General features: G+C 71.4%; 13 protein-coding genes and 1 tRNA gene. 8 read left to right on the top strand and 6 right to left on the bottom strand.

The window, feature by feature from the left end:
- Positions 1-361 precede the first annotated feature (361 nt).
- Positions 362-435: transfer RNA gene (locus tag MUU72_RS20630), tRNA-Gly, on the bottom strand.
- A 295-nt stretch (positions 436-730) separates the two neighbouring features.
- Here MUU72_RS20630 and MUU72_RS35350 point away from each other — a divergent pair.
- From MUU72_RS35350 to MUU72_RS20615, 4 genes are all read left to right on the top strand, one after another.
- The gene (locus tag MUU72_RS35350) at positions 731-853 is read left to right on the top strand and encodes a hypothetical protein (protein ID WP_267908576.1); all 123 of its coding nucleotides are present in this window, start codon (positions 731-733) and stop codon (positions 851-853) included.
- Between the two features lie 162 nt (positions 854-1,015).
- On the top strand, positions 1,016-1,591 hold the full coding sequence (dcd, locus tag MUU72_RS20625; protein ID WP_248014804.1) for a dCTP deaminase: 576 nt from the start codon (positions 1,016-1,018) through the stop codon (positions 1,589-1,591).
- Between the two features lie 72 nt (positions 1,592-1,663).
- Entirely contained in the window at positions 1,664-2,161 is a 498-nt protein-coding gene (locus tag MUU72_RS20620) for a phosphoribosyltransferase (protein WP_248014803.1), read from the top strand.
- Between the two features lie 151 nt (positions 2,162-2,312).
- Positions 2,313-3,887, top strand: coding sequence for a ricin-type beta-trefoil lectin domain protein (locus MUU72_RS20615; protein WP_248014802.1), 1,575 nt, complete (start codon positions 2,313-2,315; stop codon positions 3,885-3,887).
- An 88-nt stretch (positions 3,888-3,975) separates the two neighbouring features.
- Here the strand turns inward: MUU72_RS20615 and MUU72_RS20610 are convergent, their stop codons facing one another.
- The 3 genes from MUU72_RS20610 to MUU72_RS20600 form a co-directional block, all read right to left on the bottom strand.
- The gene (locus MUU72_RS20610) at positions 3,976-4,911 is read right to left on the bottom strand and encodes a Yip1 family protein (RefSeq protein WP_248014812.1); all 936 of its coding nucleotides are present in this window, start codon (positions 4,909-4,911) and stop codon (positions 3,976-3,978) included.
- Between the two features lie 98 nt (positions 4,912-5,009).
- Complete coding sequence (locus tag MUU72_RS20605) at positions 5,010-5,591, bottom strand: GNAT family N-acetyltransferase (protein ID WP_248014801.1); 582 nt, start codon at positions 5,589-5,591, stop codon at positions 5,010-5,012.
- A gap of 151 nt (positions 5,592-5,742) precedes the next feature.
- Entirely contained in the window at positions 5,743-8,013 is a 2,271-nt protein-coding gene (locus MUU72_RS20600) for a (Fe-S)-binding protein (RefSeq protein ID WP_248014800.1), read from the bottom strand.
- 336 nt (positions 8,014-8,349) lie between these two features.
- Here MUU72_RS20600 and dnaK point away from each other — a divergent pair, with 336 nt between their 5' ends.
- Genes dnaK through MUU72_RS20580 form a run of 4 tightly spaced genes read left to right on the top strand, consistent with a single transcriptional unit; the run spans position 8,350 to position 12,561 of the window.
- Positions 8,350-10,203 (top strand): molecular chaperone DnaK, encoded by a 1,854-nt coding sequence (gene dnaK, locus MUU72_RS20595; RefSeq protein ID WP_248014799.1) that lies wholly within the window; start codon positions 8,350-8,352, stop codon positions 10,201-10,203.
- Positions 10,200-10,892: a nucleotide exchange factor GrpE gene (gene grpE, locus MUU72_RS20590; RefSeq protein WP_248014798.1), complete on the top strand. Its 693-nt coding sequence runs from the start codon at positions 10,200-10,202 to the stop codon at positions 10,890-10,892. The genes dnaK and grpE overlap by 4 nt, the downstream gene beginning before the upstream one ends.
- A gap of 45 nt (positions 10,893-10,937) precedes the next feature.
- Positions 10,938-12,104, top strand: a complete 1,167-nt coding sequence (gene dnaJ, locus MUU72_RS20585) for a molecular chaperone DnaJ (RefSeq protein WP_248014797.1) — start codon at positions 10,938-10,940, stop codon at positions 12,102-12,104.
- Position 12,105: 1 nt separating this feature from the next.
- On the top strand, positions 12,106-12,561 hold the full coding sequence (locus MUU72_RS20580; protein WP_248014796.1) for a heat shock protein transcriptional repressor HspR: 456 nt from the start codon (positions 12,106-12,108) through the stop codon (positions 12,559-12,561).
- 84 nt (positions 12,562-12,645) lie between these two features.
- Here the strand turns inward: MUU72_RS20580 and MUU72_RS20575 are convergent, their stop codons facing one another.
- Positions 12,646-13,050 carry a hypothetical protein gene (locus tag MUU72_RS20575; protein ID WP_248014795.1) on the bottom strand — a complete coding sequence of 135 codons (405 nt, stop codon included), beginning with the start codon at positions 13,048-13,050 and terminating at the stop codon, positions 12,646-12,648.
- Positions 13,047-13,292, bottom strand: a complete 246-nt coding sequence (locus MUU72_RS20570; RefSeq protein ID WP_248014794.1) for a hypothetical protein — start codon at positions 13,290-13,292, stop codon at positions 13,047-13,049. The genes MUU72_RS20575 and MUU72_RS20570 overlap by 4 nt, the downstream gene beginning before the upstream one ends.
- Positions 13,293-13,457: the final 165 nt, after the last annotated feature.

Below are 13,457 nucleotides of genomic sequence, written 5' to 3'. Positions count from 1 at the left end.
CACAGCTCGTCCGGCACCAACCGCTTCACCAGATCCGTCATGCACGGCTCAACGAGCGATCACGCCATCAGAAACGACGTCTTATCTCCGGGCACCAGTAGGCCAGTTGGTCACTGACGAGCGCTACCCAAAGCCCGAAACCGGTGCACTTCGCAAGCGCAAGTCGGCAATTATTCGACGCTTCGGTGGTACACGTCACATGAATCCCGTCTCGCCATTCGAGATGGGCGGCTGGCGGCGGGGGTTTGAGGGCGCCCCGTTGCTCCGTAGCCCGCTGATTCCTGCTGGGTTGGGGCACGCGGAGGGCACGCGTGTCTAGACAATAAGTAAAGCCCCAGGCCACTGACCTGGGGCTTCCATATGGAGCGGGTGACGGGAATCGAACCCGCGCTCTGAGCTTGGGAAGCTCATGTTCTACCATTAAACTACACCCGCGTAACACCGCCCGGACTGGTGGGAACCAGCCTGGAGGCGGAGCGTCGTCGCACACTCTACCCCATCGCCGCGTTGCGGTGCATTCGGCATGTCCGGGGGGGCGGGGGCAGGGGTCGCGGGGAGGTCGCCGGGGGCGGTACGCGGGTGCGGGGGGCGGGAGTTGAGGCGTACGGTGGGGCGTCGGAGTGCCGCCTGCGAGGCCGCCCAGTTCATCCCCTAATGTGGCTTTTGTTGTCCACGCAGTTGGGAGAGGGACTTGATGGAGCGCACCGTCGTACGTTGTGCCGAGGGGCACGTGTTCAGCACCGCTTCGTTCCCCATGCAGACCACCGACCGGCTCGGTCCCGGGCGGTTGCTGCGCTGCCCGCGCTGTGCTCGGCTGCGGCACTCGGTGCCGGTGGAGCACGCCAAGCGGTAGCGGCGGTCGTGCGCGGTTCCCGGTCCCCGGAGCCCCGGCGTGGTGGATCTTCGCCGGGGTGCGGGGCGGGGCCGCGGAGGTGAGGGCGCAGTGGCCCGGTCCCCGGTGGGGCCGGGCCCTCGTCGTGCGGAGGGTGGTGTGCGGGCGCGTATCCTCGTCTGCGTGCTTCTCTCAGACAAGGACATCCGGGCCGAGATCGACGCCGGTCGGGTGCGCATCGATCCCTACGACGAGTCGATGGTGCAGCCGTCCAGCATCGATGTGCGGCTGGACCGCTATTTCCGGGTGTTCGAGAATCACCGCTACCCGCACATCGATCCCGCCGTCGAGCAGTCCGACCTGACCCGCGAGGTCGTGCCGGAGGGCGACGAGGCGTTCATCCTGCACCCCGGCGAGTTCGTGCTGGCCTCCACGTACGAGGTCATCAGCCTGCCGGACGACATCGCCTCGCGGCTGGAGGGGAAGTCCAGCCTGGGGCGGCTGGGGCTGCTGACGCACTCGACCGCCGGGTTCATCGACCCGGGGTTCAGCGGGCACGTGACGCTGGAGCTGAGCAATGTCGCCACGCTGCCGATCAAGCTGTGGCCGGGCATGAAGATCGGGCAGCTGTGCATGTTCCGGCTGACCTCGCCGGCGGAGCACCCCTACGGCAGCGAGCGCTACGGCTCGCGGTATCAGGGACAGCGGGGGCCGACCCCGTCCCGGTCGTTCAAGAATTTCCACCGTACGCAGGTGTGAGGCAGCTCGCGCGCAGGTGCGAGGCGGGGGCCGCTGCGGGCCCCGGAGGCGAAGAGAAGGTCTGGGAGAGTCGTGGGTGACGTGCGGGAGAACCTGACGTACGAGCGGTTCGGCGGAGCGATCCGGGAACTGGCGCAGACGATCGCGGATGACGGGTACGAGCCCGACATCGTGCTGTCGATCGCCCGCGGCGGGGTGTTCGTGGCCGGCGGGCTGGCGTACGCGCTGGACTGCAAGAACATTCACCTGGTGAATGTGGAGTTCTACACCGGGGTCGGCACCACCCTGGAGATGCCGGTGATGCTGGCGCCGGTGCCCAACGCGATCGACTTCTCGGACAAGAAGGTGCTGATCGCCGACGACGTCGCCGACACCGGCAAGACGCTGAAGCTGGTGCACGACTTCTGCCAGGGGACCGTCGCCGAGGTGCGCAGCGCGGTGATCTACGAGAAGTCGCAGTCGCTGGTGAAGTGCGAGTACGTCTGGAAGCGCACGGACGACTGGATCAACTTCCCCTGGAGCGTGGAGCCGCCGGTGGTCCGGCGCGAGGGCCAGATCCTGGACGCCTGACGGCCGCTGCCGGTCCGGTGCGCGAGCCCGCCTTTTCGGCGGGCTCGCGGTGTTTTGTGGCGCGCGTTCCGGCCACTTCGGTCCCGGCTGTTCCACCGGTCGCTACCTCCGAGTAGAAACCGGCGGTAACAGCAGACCGGAGGGAGGCCCCATGGGGCGGGCGAGACGCGGGCGAGGACGGCGGCTGCGGGCCGCCGTCGCGCTATCGGCGGCGGTGCTGACCGCGGCCTTCACGGTGACGGCGGGCGGGGCGAGCGCCGCCGGGCCGTCCGCCGGCGGGCCGGCGGTGGCCGCGGGGGCGGCGGCCGGCCGCCCGGCCGCGACGCCGCTGGCGCCGGAACTGGAGCGGGTCCGGGCCCGCGAGGCGGCGAAGCTGTACGGCGGCGACACCGCGGTGCGGCCGCTGGCCGAGCGGAAGACCTCGCTGATCTCGCTGGGCGACAGCGAGATCTCCGGCGAGGGCGTGGGCACGTACGAGCCGGGCACCGACGGGCCGGACAACTGGTGCCACCGGTCGCCCGACGCGGCCATCCACCGGACCGGGATCGCCGCGGACGTGACGTACAACGCCGCCTGCTCGGGCGCGTACACCGGCAACATCCGGATCGGCGGCAGCAAGCAGTACCCCGACGAGCTGGTGCAGAGCGACAGCCTGGCGGTGGCGGCCCGCAACACCCGGCTGAAAATGGTGCTGCTGGTGGCCGGCGCCAACGACGACCTCCAGTTCGGGCCGGTGATGACCGACTGCGTGGAGCGCTGGTTCCTGCTCCAGGGGACCTGCGAGCCGAAGTACCAGCCGGGCTGGCAGGCCCGGGTCGACGGACTGGTGCCCAAGGTCGAGGCGACCGTGCGGGACCTGCGGACCGTGATGCGGGACGCCGGGTACGCCGACGGCGACTACCGGCTGGTGGTGATGGCGTACCCGAGCCCGATCGGGCCGGACGTGGAGGACAACCCGCACTACCCCGGCAAGCTGCCGGGCGGGTGCACGGGCTACACCTCGGACGCCGGCTGGGGGCGGAACGCCGCGGTGCCGGCCTTCGAGCGGGGCGTCCGCAAGGCGGCGCAGGACACCGGCGCCACCTACCTCGACGCCTCCCGGCTCTTCCACGGGCACGAGGTGTGCATGGCCGACACCTGGGCCCGCGGGCTGTACGTCAACGTCACCAACCCCTTCCCGCCGGACGCCAATTCGGTCCGCCAGTCCTTCCACCCCAACGTCCGCGGGCACGCCGCGTTCGCGTCCTGCCTGACCCAGCTGTACGCGGACCCGCGGCTGCGCGAGGCGTCCTGCGCCGACCCGGCGGACACCGGGCGGCCGCAGCTGTACCCCGGTGCCTGGGACGACGCCTACCGGCCGCTGAAGAACGCCGCGACCGGCACCTGCGTGGACGCCACCGGAGGACTGTCCCGCAACGGGACGGCGGTCGGCGGCTGGGACTGCCACGGGCAGCGCAACCAGGGCTGGTGGTACGACCAGGAGCGCGGGTCGCTGCATGTGGAGCTGACCCAGGCGCGGTGCCTGGACGTGCCCGGCGCCCGGTACGAGGCCGGTGCCGCGCTGGTGCTGTGGAGCTGCTCGGGCGCGGCCAACCAGCGGTTCGTCCGGGACGGCGGCACCCTGCGGCCGGCCGCCGCGCCCGCGCTGTGCCTGGCGCTGGCCGGGGCGAAGGAGCCGCTGCGGCTCCAGAAGTGCGACGGGACGGCGGGCCAGCGGTTCGCCTGACCGGTCGCCGTACGGGCGAGGGGCCCGTCCCGGGAGCGGTGTGCTCCCGGGACGGGCCCCTCGTACACGGGCCGGACCGCCGCGCCCGTTACAGCGTGCCGAGCTTGACCAGGGCCAGCAGTGCGACCAGCTGGATCGCGGCGGCGCCCAGCGCCTTGGGCCACGGCAGGTCGTGCGACTTGCTGACCATGGAGGTCAGGAGGTAGCCGGTGGCGAGCCAGGTGGCCCACCCCAGGATCTGGACCAGGGTGCTGTCGCCGCCCAGGAACATCGCGAAGAGCAGCCGCGGCACGTCCGGGATCGCCATGATCAGCATGGACAGGCCGACGGTCGGCTGCCAGGCGCCGTCGCCGCCCAGCTGGCGGGCCATGGTGTGGGTGACCGCGCCCAGGATCAGGCTGCCGACGATGAACATCACCGCGGTGATCAGCACCCAGGGGATGCTGTTGCCCAGGGTGGCGTTGAGCACGTCCTCGCGGGCCTTGTCGAAGCCGAAGACCGCGAGCAGGCCGTAGCCGAACGCGACCAGCAGCGCCGGGGCCCACACCGGGTGGTCCCGCATCTGCCAGAAGGTGGGCGTGGGGCGCAGCACGATGCCGGACAGCAGCTGCTTCCAGGGCAGCCGCGGGCCGGCCGGTACCGCGCTGGGCCCGCCGGCGCGGTAGGTGCCGCCCTCGGCGTACCGATCGTCACCGCCGCCGGGGCCGCCGCCGCCCGGTCCGTAGGGGTCCGGGACGTCGCCGACGCTGAACTGCTGGGTGTGGCCCGGGGCGTTGTCCCGGGCGTCGTAGGGGGCGTACGCGGGGCCCTGGGGCTCGTAGCCGCCGTCGCCGAAGTACTCCGGCTGCCCGTGGGCGACCGGACCGCCCTGGGCGGCGTACGGCTGCGGTGCCGGCTGCCACGGCGCGTGCGGTGCCGCGGGCTGCTGCCCGTACGGCGCCGCCGGCGGGCCGTACCCGGGCGGGCCCTGCTGCACGGTCTGCGGTGCGTCCTGCGCGGCGCGCGGATCCTGTCCGCGCCCCATCCTGAATCCAGCCACGCCTTCGAAAGTACCTGGTCCGGGCGGAGCGGGGGGCCCCAGCGGGCGGCCGGAGGGGGTTCGGTGCCGAGCTGTGACATCCCCTAGGGGGTACCCGGAGGGGTTTTGGGGCCGGGCTCCGGGGTCCAGCGCAGGGTCAGCTGCGGCAGGCCCTCCATGTTGGCGCCGCCGTCGTCGGTGGCCACCACCCGGAAGCCGTGCCGGGCGTAGAACGCCCGGGCCTCGGTGTTGAGTTGGAAGACGTGCAGGGTCAGGCCGCCGGGGGAGAGCCGCCGGGCCTCGGCCAGCAGCCGGCTGCCGAGGCCGGTCCGGCGGACGTCCGGGCGGAGGTAGAGCTGGTCGAGCAGGTCGCCCTCGACGGCGGCGTAGCCGAGGACCTCGGTGCCGCGGACGGCGACGACGGTGCGGCAGGAGGGCAGCACGACGTCCTGGATCCAGCGGGTGACCTCGGCGTGGCTGCGCCGGGCCGGCGGCAGGTAGGGCATGGCGACCCGCCGGGACTCCTGGTGGACGGCGGCGATCGCGGCGGCGTCGGCGGGCCGGGCGGGCCGCACCTCGGCGTCCGCGGTGCCCTGCCCGGCCGGCGCGGCCGGTCCGTCCTGCCCCGCCCGGTGTGCCGGTCCGGCCGTCCCGGCCCGCTGCGTGTCCCCGCCCCTGTCCGTCATCCGGCCATCGTGGGCGCCGCGCCGGATCCGGGCAACCGGTTTTACCGCCGGGGCGCCCGGGCCCGCCGGGGGGAGAAGCCGGACGGCCGGCCCCGCGCACCGCGGGACCGGCCGTCCGTGCGGCGGCGTCCGCCGGGGACGCCGCCGCAGGTCACTTCACCGGCTCGGGCTCCGGCGCGTCCGCGGGCTCCGCGTCGTCCGACGGCGGGTCCAGCGGCGTGCGGACGGAGTCCAGCAGCAGCTGGGCGACGTCCACGACCTGCACCGACTCCTTGGCCTGGCCGTCGTTCTTCTTGCCGTTGACCGAGTCGGTCAGCATGACCAGGCAGAACGGGCAGGCGGTGGAGACGATGTCGGGGTTGAGGGAGAGGGCCTCGTCGACGCGCTCGTTGTTGATCCGCTTGCCGATCCGCTCCTCCATCCACATCCGGGCGCCGCCGGCGCCGCAGCAGAAGCCGCGCTCCTTGTGGCGGTGCATCTCCTCGTTGCGCAGGCCCGGGACCTTGCCGATGATCTCGCGCGGGGGCGTGTAGATCTTGTTGTGGCGGCCCAGGTAGCACGGGTCGTGGTAGGTGATGAGGCCCTCGACCGGGGTGACCGGGATCAGCCTGCCCTCGTCCACCAGGTGCTGGAGCAGCTGGGTGTGGTGGATGACCTCGTAGTCGCCGCCGAGCTGCGGGTACTCGTTGCCGAGCGTGTTGAGGCAGTGCGGGCAGGTCGCGACGATCTTCTTCGACGCCTTCGGCTTCCGGGTGGACTCGTCCTCGGTGTCCTCGCCGAAGGCCGTGTTGAGCATCTCGACGTTCTGCTGGCCGAGCTGCTGGAAGAGGAACTCGTTGCCCAGGCGGCGGGCCGAGTCACCGGTGCACGCCTCGTCGCCGCCCATGATCGCGAACTTCACGCCCGCGATGTGCAGCAGCTCGGCGAACGCCTTGGTGGTCTTCTTGGCGCGGTCCTCCAGGGCGCCGGCGCAGCCGACCCAGTAGAGGTAGTCGACCTCGGAGAGGTCCTCGATGTCCTTGCCGACGACCGGGACCTCGAAGTCGACCTCCTTGGTCCAGGCCAGCCGCTGCTTCTTGGCCAGGCCCCAGGGGTTGCCCTTCTTCTCCAGGTTCTTCAGCATCGTGCCCGCCTCGGACGGGAACGAGGACTCGATCATGACCTGGTAGCGGCGCATGTCGACGATGTGGTCGACGTGCTCGATGTCCACCGGGCACTGCTCGACGCAGGCGCCGCAGGTGGTGCAGGACCACAGGACGTCCGGGTCGATGACGCCGTTCTCCTCCGCGGTGCCGACCAGCGGGCGCGCGGCCTCGGCCAGGGCGGCGGCGGGGACGTCCGTCAGCTGCTCCGCGGACGCCTTCTCCTCGCCCTCCGCCGTCGTGCCGCCGCCGGCGAGCAGGTACGGCGCCTTGGCGTGCGCGTGGTCCCGCAGCGACATGATCAGCAGCTTCGGGGAGAGCGGCTTGCCGGTGTTCCAGGCCGGGCACTGCGACTGGCAGCGGCCGCACTCGGTGCAGGTGGCGAAGTCCAGCAGGCCCTTCCAGGAGAAGTGCTCGATCTGGGAGACGCCGAACTGGTCGTCCTCGCCCGGGTCCTCGAAGTCGATCGGCTTGCCCGCCGAGGTCATCGGCTGGAGCGCGCCGAGCGCCGTGCCGCCGTCCGCCTCGCGCTTGAACCAGATGTTGGGGAACGCCAGGAAGCGGTGCCAGGCCACGCCCATGTCGGTCTTGAGGGCGACCGTGATCATCCAGATGAACGAGGTCGCGATCTTGACGCCGGCGAACAGGTAGGTGAGGTTCTGCAGCGTGCCGACGCTGAGCCCCTTGAACGCCGCGACCAGCGGGTACGTGACGAAGTAGGCGGCCTGGTAGTGGTCCACGCCGTGCTGGGCGCCCTCCAGGGCGTGCAGCGTCACGATGCAGATGCCGACGATGAGGATGACGGACTCGACGAAGTACGCCTGGCCGGTGTTGGAGCCGGCGAAGCGGGACTTGCGGCCCGCGCCGCCCGGGCGGTTCAGCTGCCGGACGGCGATCAGGACGAGGATGCCGACGGTCGTCAGCGTGCCCATGCCCTCGACCCACAGCTCCCAGGGGAGCCAGTTGCCGATGAGCGGCAGGATCCAGTCCGCCGTGAAGAGCTGCCCGATGGCGTTGACGATCGTCAGCAGCAGGGTCAGGAAGCCCACCGCCACGAACCAGTGGGCGACGCCGACGACGCCCCAGCGGTTCATCCGGGTGTGCCCGACGAACTCCCTGGCCAGCGTGGCCGTGCGCTGCACGGGCTGGTCGGTGCGGGTGCCGGCGGGCACGGGCTGGCCGAGCCGGACCTGGCGGAAGATCTGCAGGATGGCACGGCCGAACAGCGCGACGCCGACCGCGATGAGAACCAGCGACACGATGATCGCGGCGAGTTGCATTGGGGGCTCCTCGGACCTGCGAGAGCGGGCGAAATCTTCAAAGGATCCGCGGTGATCGGAACGGGCCGGGCCGCAGAGGTCGAGCGGTAACTACTAAGCGGTAACTTTTCGGGTCTGCGCTGAGGTTACCCAGTATTCCGGGCCCCATGAAGCCGCCCGGCCGGTGATCTGTGTCGCGCACGCAACCGCCGGCGCTCCGCCGGCGTCCTCCCCGGCGACCTGGTGACGATAAGAGCGACATAAAAGTTGAGCGCCCCCGACTCAGGTCTGTTGACAGGTTCGGCTCGGTGCTGCACCCTTGAGCCTGTTCCACTCAAGTCAGCTGGAGGAATCGAAATGGCACGTGCGGTCGGCATCGACCTGGGCACGACTAACTCCGTCGTCAGTGTTCTCGAAGGCGGTGAGCCCACCGTCATCACCAACGCCGAGGGCGCCAGGACCACGCCGTCCGTCGTCGCCTTCGCCAAGAACGGCGAGGTGCTCGTCGGCGAGGTCGCCAAGCGGCAGGCCGTCACCAACGTCGACCGGACCATCCGGTCCGTGAAGCGCCACATGGGCACCGACTGGAAGATCCAGCTCGACGGCAAGGACTTCAACCCGCAGCAGATCTCCGCGTTCATCCTGCAGAAGCTGAAGCGGGACGCGGAGTCCTACCTCGGCGAGAAGGTCACCGACGCGGTCATCACCGTCCCGGCGTACTTCAACGACTCCGAGCGCCAGGCCACCAAGGAGGCCGGTGAGATCGCGGGTCTGAACGTCCTGCGCATCGTCAACGAGCCCACCGCCGCCGCCCTGGCCTACGGCCTGGAGAAGGAAGACCAGACCATTCTCGTCTTCGACCTCGGCGGTGGCACCTTCGACGTGTCGCTGCTGGAGATCGGCGACGGCGTCGTCGAGGTGAAGGCCACCAACGGCGACAACCACCTCGGTGGTGACGACTGGGACCAGCGCGTCGTCGACTACCTGGTCAAGCAGTTCCAGAACGGCCACGGCGTCGACCTCGCCAAGGACAAGATGGCGCTCCAGCGCCTGCGCGAGGCCGCGGAGAAGGCGAAGATCGAGCTGTCCTCGTCCAGCGAGACGACGATCAACCTCCCCTACATCACCGCCTCCGCCGAGGGCCCGCTGCACCTGGACGAGAAGCTCACCCGCTCGCAGTTCCAGCAGCTGACCGCGGACCTCCTCGACCGCTGCAAGACCCCGTTCCACAACGTCATCAAGGACGCCGGCATCGCGCTGGCCGACATCGACCACGTGGTCCTGGTCGGCGGTTCGACCCGGATGCCCGCCGTCGCCGAGCTCGTCAAGGAGCTGACCGGCGGCAAGGAGGCCAACAAGGGCGTCAACCCGGACGAGGTCGTCGCCATGGGCGCCAGCCTCCAGGCCGGTGTGCTCAAGGGCGAGGTCAAGGACGTCCTGCTGCTCGACGTCACCCCGCTGTCCCTCGGTATCGAGACCAAGGGCGGCATCATGACCAAGCTGATCGAGCGCAACACCACGATCCCGACCAAGCGCTCGGAGATCTTCAGCACCGCCGAGGACAACCAGCCCTCCGTGCAGATCCAGGTCTACCAGGGCGAGCGCGAGATCGCGGCGTACAACAAGAAGCTCGGGATGTTCGAGCTGACCGGTCTGCCGCCGGCCCCGCGCGGCGTCCCGCAGATCGAGGTCTCCTTCGACATCGACGCCAACGGCATCATGCACGTGACCGCCAAGGACCTGGGCACGGGCAAGGAGCAGAAGATGACCGTCACCGGCGGCTCCTCGCTGCCGAAGGACGAGGTCGACCGCATGCGGGAGGAGGCCGAGCGGTACGCCGAGGAGGACCACAAGCGCCGGGAGGCCGCCGAGACCCGCAACCAGGGCGAGCAGCTGGTCTACCAGACCGAGAAGTTCCTCAAGGACAACGAGGGCAAGGTGCCCGCCGAGGTCAAGACCGAGGTCGAGACCGCCGTCGGCGAGCTGAAGGAGAAGCTCAAGGGCGAGGACACCGCGGAGATCCGCACCGCGTCCGAGAAGCTCGCGGCCGTCTCCCAGAAGCTGGGCCAGGCCATGTACGCCGACGCGCAGGCGGCCCAGGCCGCGGCCGGCGGCGAGGGTGCCAAGGCCGGCCAGGCCAAGGCCGAGGACGACGTCGTGGACGCCGAGATCGTCGACGACGAGAAGCAGAAGAAGGACGGTGCCGCGTGACGGAGGAGACCCCGGGCTCCGAGAAGAAGCCCGACGTCCCTTCCGGCGCCGCTTCCGACGACGCGGCGCAGGCCGAGTCCGCCGACACGGCGGGCTCGGCCCCGGCCGGGGACGTGAAGGACGTAGCGCTCCAGGCGCAGCTGGACCAGGCGCGCACCGCGCTCAACGAGCGCACCGGCGACCTCCAGCGGCTCCAGGCGGAGTACCAGAACTACCGCCGCCGCGTGGAGCGGGACCGGGTGACGGTCAAGGAGATCGCGGTCGCCAACCTGCTCTCCGAACTGCTCCCGGTGCTCGACGACATCGGCCGCGCCCGGGACCACGGCGAACTGGTCGGCGGCTTCAAGTCGGTGGCCGAATCGCTGGAGACCGTGGTCGCCAAGCTGGGGCTCCAGCAGTTCGGCAAGGAGGGTGAGCCCTTCGACCCGACGATCCACGAAGCGCTGATGCACTCCTACGCGCCCGACGTGACGGAGACGACATGCGTCGCCATCCTGCAGCCCGGGTATCGCATCGGTGAACGGACGATCCGCCCCGCGCGGGTCGCGGTCGCCGAGCCCCAGCCGGGCGCCCAGAACGCCAAGTCCTCCGAGGAGGAGGGCAAGAGCGCCAAGGGCGGCAAGGGCGGCAAGGGGACCAAGGGAGCCAAGGCCGCGGACGAGGAGAGCGGTGGCCCGGACAAGGGCTGACGCGAGGACCGGAGCGAGTACCGCCCGGAAGGAGGGACGTCGGGGATGAGCACCAAGGACTTCGTGGAGAAGGACTACTACAAGGTCCTCGGCGTCCCCAAGGACGCCACCGAAGCGGAGATCAAGAAGGCGTACCGCAAGCTCGCCCGGGAGTACCACCCGGACGCCAACAAGGGCGACGCCAAGGCCGAGGAGCGCTTCAAGGAGATCTCCGAGGCCAACGACGTGCTCGGCGACGCCAAGCGCCGCAAGGAGTACGACGACGCCCGGGCGCTGTTCGGCAACGGCGGCTTCCGCCCGGGCCCGGGCGGCGGCGGGAGCTTCAACTTCGACCTCGGCGACCTCTTCGGGGGCGGCGCCGGCGGGTCCGGGGGCTTCGGCGGCGGTCTCGGGGACGTCTTCGGCGGGCTGTTCAACCGCGGCGGCGGCGCCGGCACCCGTACGCAGCCGCGCCGCGGCCAGGACGTCGAGTCCGAGGTGACGCTCAGCTTCACCGAGGCGGTCGACGGGGCCACCGTGCCGCTGCGGATGTCCAGCCAGGCGCCGTGCAAGGCGTGTTCGGGCACCGGCGACAGAAACGGTACGCCGCGGGTCTGCCCGACCTGCGTCGGCACCGGGCAGGTCAGCCGGGGCGCGGGCGGCGGCTTCTCGCTCACCGACCCGTGCGCCGACTGCAAGGGCCGCGGCCTGATCGCGCAGGACCCCTGCGAGGTCTGCAAGGGCAGCGGCCGGGCCTCCAGCGCCCGCACCATGCAGGTCCGCATCCCCGCGGGCGTCTCGGACGGGCAGCGGATCCGGCTGCGCGGCAAGGGCGCCCCGGGCGAGCACGGCGGCCCGGCCGGCGACCTCTACGTGGTCGTCCACGTGGACTCCCACCCGGTCTTCGGCCGCAAGGGCGACAACCTCACCGTCACGGTGCCGGTCACCTTCCCGGAGGCCGCGCTCGGCGGCGAGATCAAGGTGCCGACGCTGGGCGGTCCGCCGGTCACGCTGAAGCTGCCGGCCGGCACGCCCAACGGACGCACCATGCGGGCCCGCGGCAAGGGCGCGGCCCGCAAGGACGGCACCCGCGGTGACCTGCTGGTCACCATAGAGGTGACGGTCCCCCAGGACCTCGGCGACCGGGCCAGGGAAGCGCTGGAGTCCTACCGCGAGGCGACCGCGGGCGCCGACCCGCGGGCGGAGCTGTTCCGGGCCGCGAAGGGAGCATGAGATGGACAGCCGGGGCGGGCAGCGTCGTAACCCGTATGAACTGACCGATGATTCGCCGGTGTACGTCATCTCCGTCGCGGCCCAGCTCTCCGGCCTGCACCCGCAGACCCTGCGGCAGTACGACCGCCTGGGCCTGGTCTCGCCCGACCGGACCGCCGGCCGGGGCCGCCGCTACTCCGCCCGCGACATCCAACTGCTGCGCACCGTGCAGCAGTTGTCGCAGGAGGAGGGCATCAACCTCGCCGGCATCAAGCGCATCATCGAGCTGGAGAACCAGGTCGCGGCCCTCCAGCAGCGGATCGCCGAGCTCCAGGGCGCCCTGGAGGGCGCGGCCAGCGCGATGCGGCAGCGGGAGGCCGCGGTGCACGCCTCCTACCGCCGCGACCTGGTGCCCTATCAGGACGTGCAGCAGTCCAGCGCGCTGGTGGTCTGGCGGCCCAAGCGGGCGGCGGACTGAGCGGTCCCGCGGACGCGGGCGAAGGGCCGGGGTGGCCGCACCACCCCGGCCCTTCGCCGTCCCCCTCCGGCAACGGCGCCGCGGTCAGGAGCCGTTGTACCCGGCCGTCGGCATCGACAGCCGCCGGTGCACCCGGGACTTCATGGCCAGGGAGTAGACCGGTTCGGCGAGATCGGCGGTCTCCAGCCGGACGCCGGCCGCCGCGCACCGCTCGGTGAACTCGTCGGCGCCGTCGATGGCGTTCTCCAGCGCCCGGCGGTTGGGCGCGACGAACACGTCGACCAGGCCCGCCTCGACGTCCTGCCACAGCGCGCGGTGGTCGGCGCGCAGCTGGTGCAGGCTGAGCCGGCAGGTCAGGCGGTAGTCACGGGCCGCCGCCCACTCCTTGCACATGGCGTGCTGGCTGCGGTCATCGACCAGGAACGGATCCTCGTCCAGCTCGGACAGCGGCATCAGACAGGCGATCGCCGTCACTCGGACCGCATTCATCGTGCCCTCCGGGGCGTGGCGACTGTGGGGGCGACGATACCCCCGCGGCGGGCCCGGGGCGGCGGGGCGGCGCCGGGCGGCGAGGCGTAGCCGCAGGCGTGGCAGATCTTCCAGCCGTCCTGGTTCACCGCCAGCTGGCCGCCGCAGCGGGGGCAGGTCTCGGCGGCCGGGCGGGGCCGGACGGCGGGGGTGCGGGGCGGGCGGCGCGGAATCGCCGCGGTGTCCTGTGATGCCGACGCCATGCGGCCTCCAGCTGCCGTCGTTCTGCCCGGTACGGGACCGATACCGCTCACGGGTGCGCGCGGGTGCGCGGAGCTGTTCGGTTCCTGCCGTTCCTGAGTACCAGGTGGGCGCCGGGGGACCGCTGCGGAGGGAACGGTTTCGGCCAGGTCCGGACCTGGCGCGGC

This window comes from Streptomyces rhizoryzae, assembly GCF_023155275.1.
In the GTDB taxonomy this organism is placed as follows: Bacteria; Actinomycetota; Actinomycetes; order Streptomycetales; family Streptomycetaceae; genus Streptomyces; species Streptomyces rhizoryzae.
This window is presented reverse-complemented; position numbering and strand designations above follow the sequence as displayed.

What these genes read in the sequence shown, in the direction of transcription:
- MUU72_RS20615 (WP_248014802.1), top strand. Translation starts at nt 2,313, where the DNA reads ATGGGGCGGGCGAGACGCGGGCGAGGACGGCGGCTGCGGGCCGCCGTC.
- MUU72_RS20610 (WP_248014812.1), bottom strand. Translation starts at nt 4,911, where the DNA reads ATGGGGCGCGGACAGGATCCGCGCGCCGCGCAGGACGCACCGCAGACC.
- MUU72_RS20605 (WP_248014801.1), bottom strand. Translation starts at nt 5,591, where the DNA reads ATGACGGACAGGGGCGGGGACACGCAGCGGGCCGGGACGGCCGGACCG.
- MUU72_RS20600 (WP_248014800.1), bottom strand. Translation starts at nt 8,013, where the DNA reads ATGCAACTCGCCGCGATCATCGTGTCGCTGGTTCTCATCGCGGTCGGC.
- dnaK (WP_248014799.1), top strand. Translation starts at nt 8,350, where the DNA reads ATGGCACGTGCGGTCGGCATCGACCTGGGCACGACTAACTCCGTCGTC.
- dnaJ (WP_248014797.1), top strand. Translation starts at nt 10,938, where the DNA reads ATGAGCACCAAGGACTTCGTGGAGAAGGACTACTACAAGGTCCTCGGC.
- MUU72_RS20580 (WP_248014796.1), top strand. Translation starts at nt 12,106, where the DNA reads ATGGACAGCCGGGGCGGGCAGCGTCGTAACCCGTATGAACTGACCGAT.
- MUU72_RS20575 (WP_248014795.1), bottom strand. Translation starts at nt 13,050, where the DNA reads ATGAATGCGGTCCGAGTGACGGCGATCGCCTGTCTGATGCCGCTGTCC.
- MUU72_RS20570 (WP_248014794.1), bottom strand. Translation starts at nt 13,292, where the DNA reads ATGGCGTCGGCATCACAGGACACCGCGGCGATTCCGCGCCGCCCGCCC.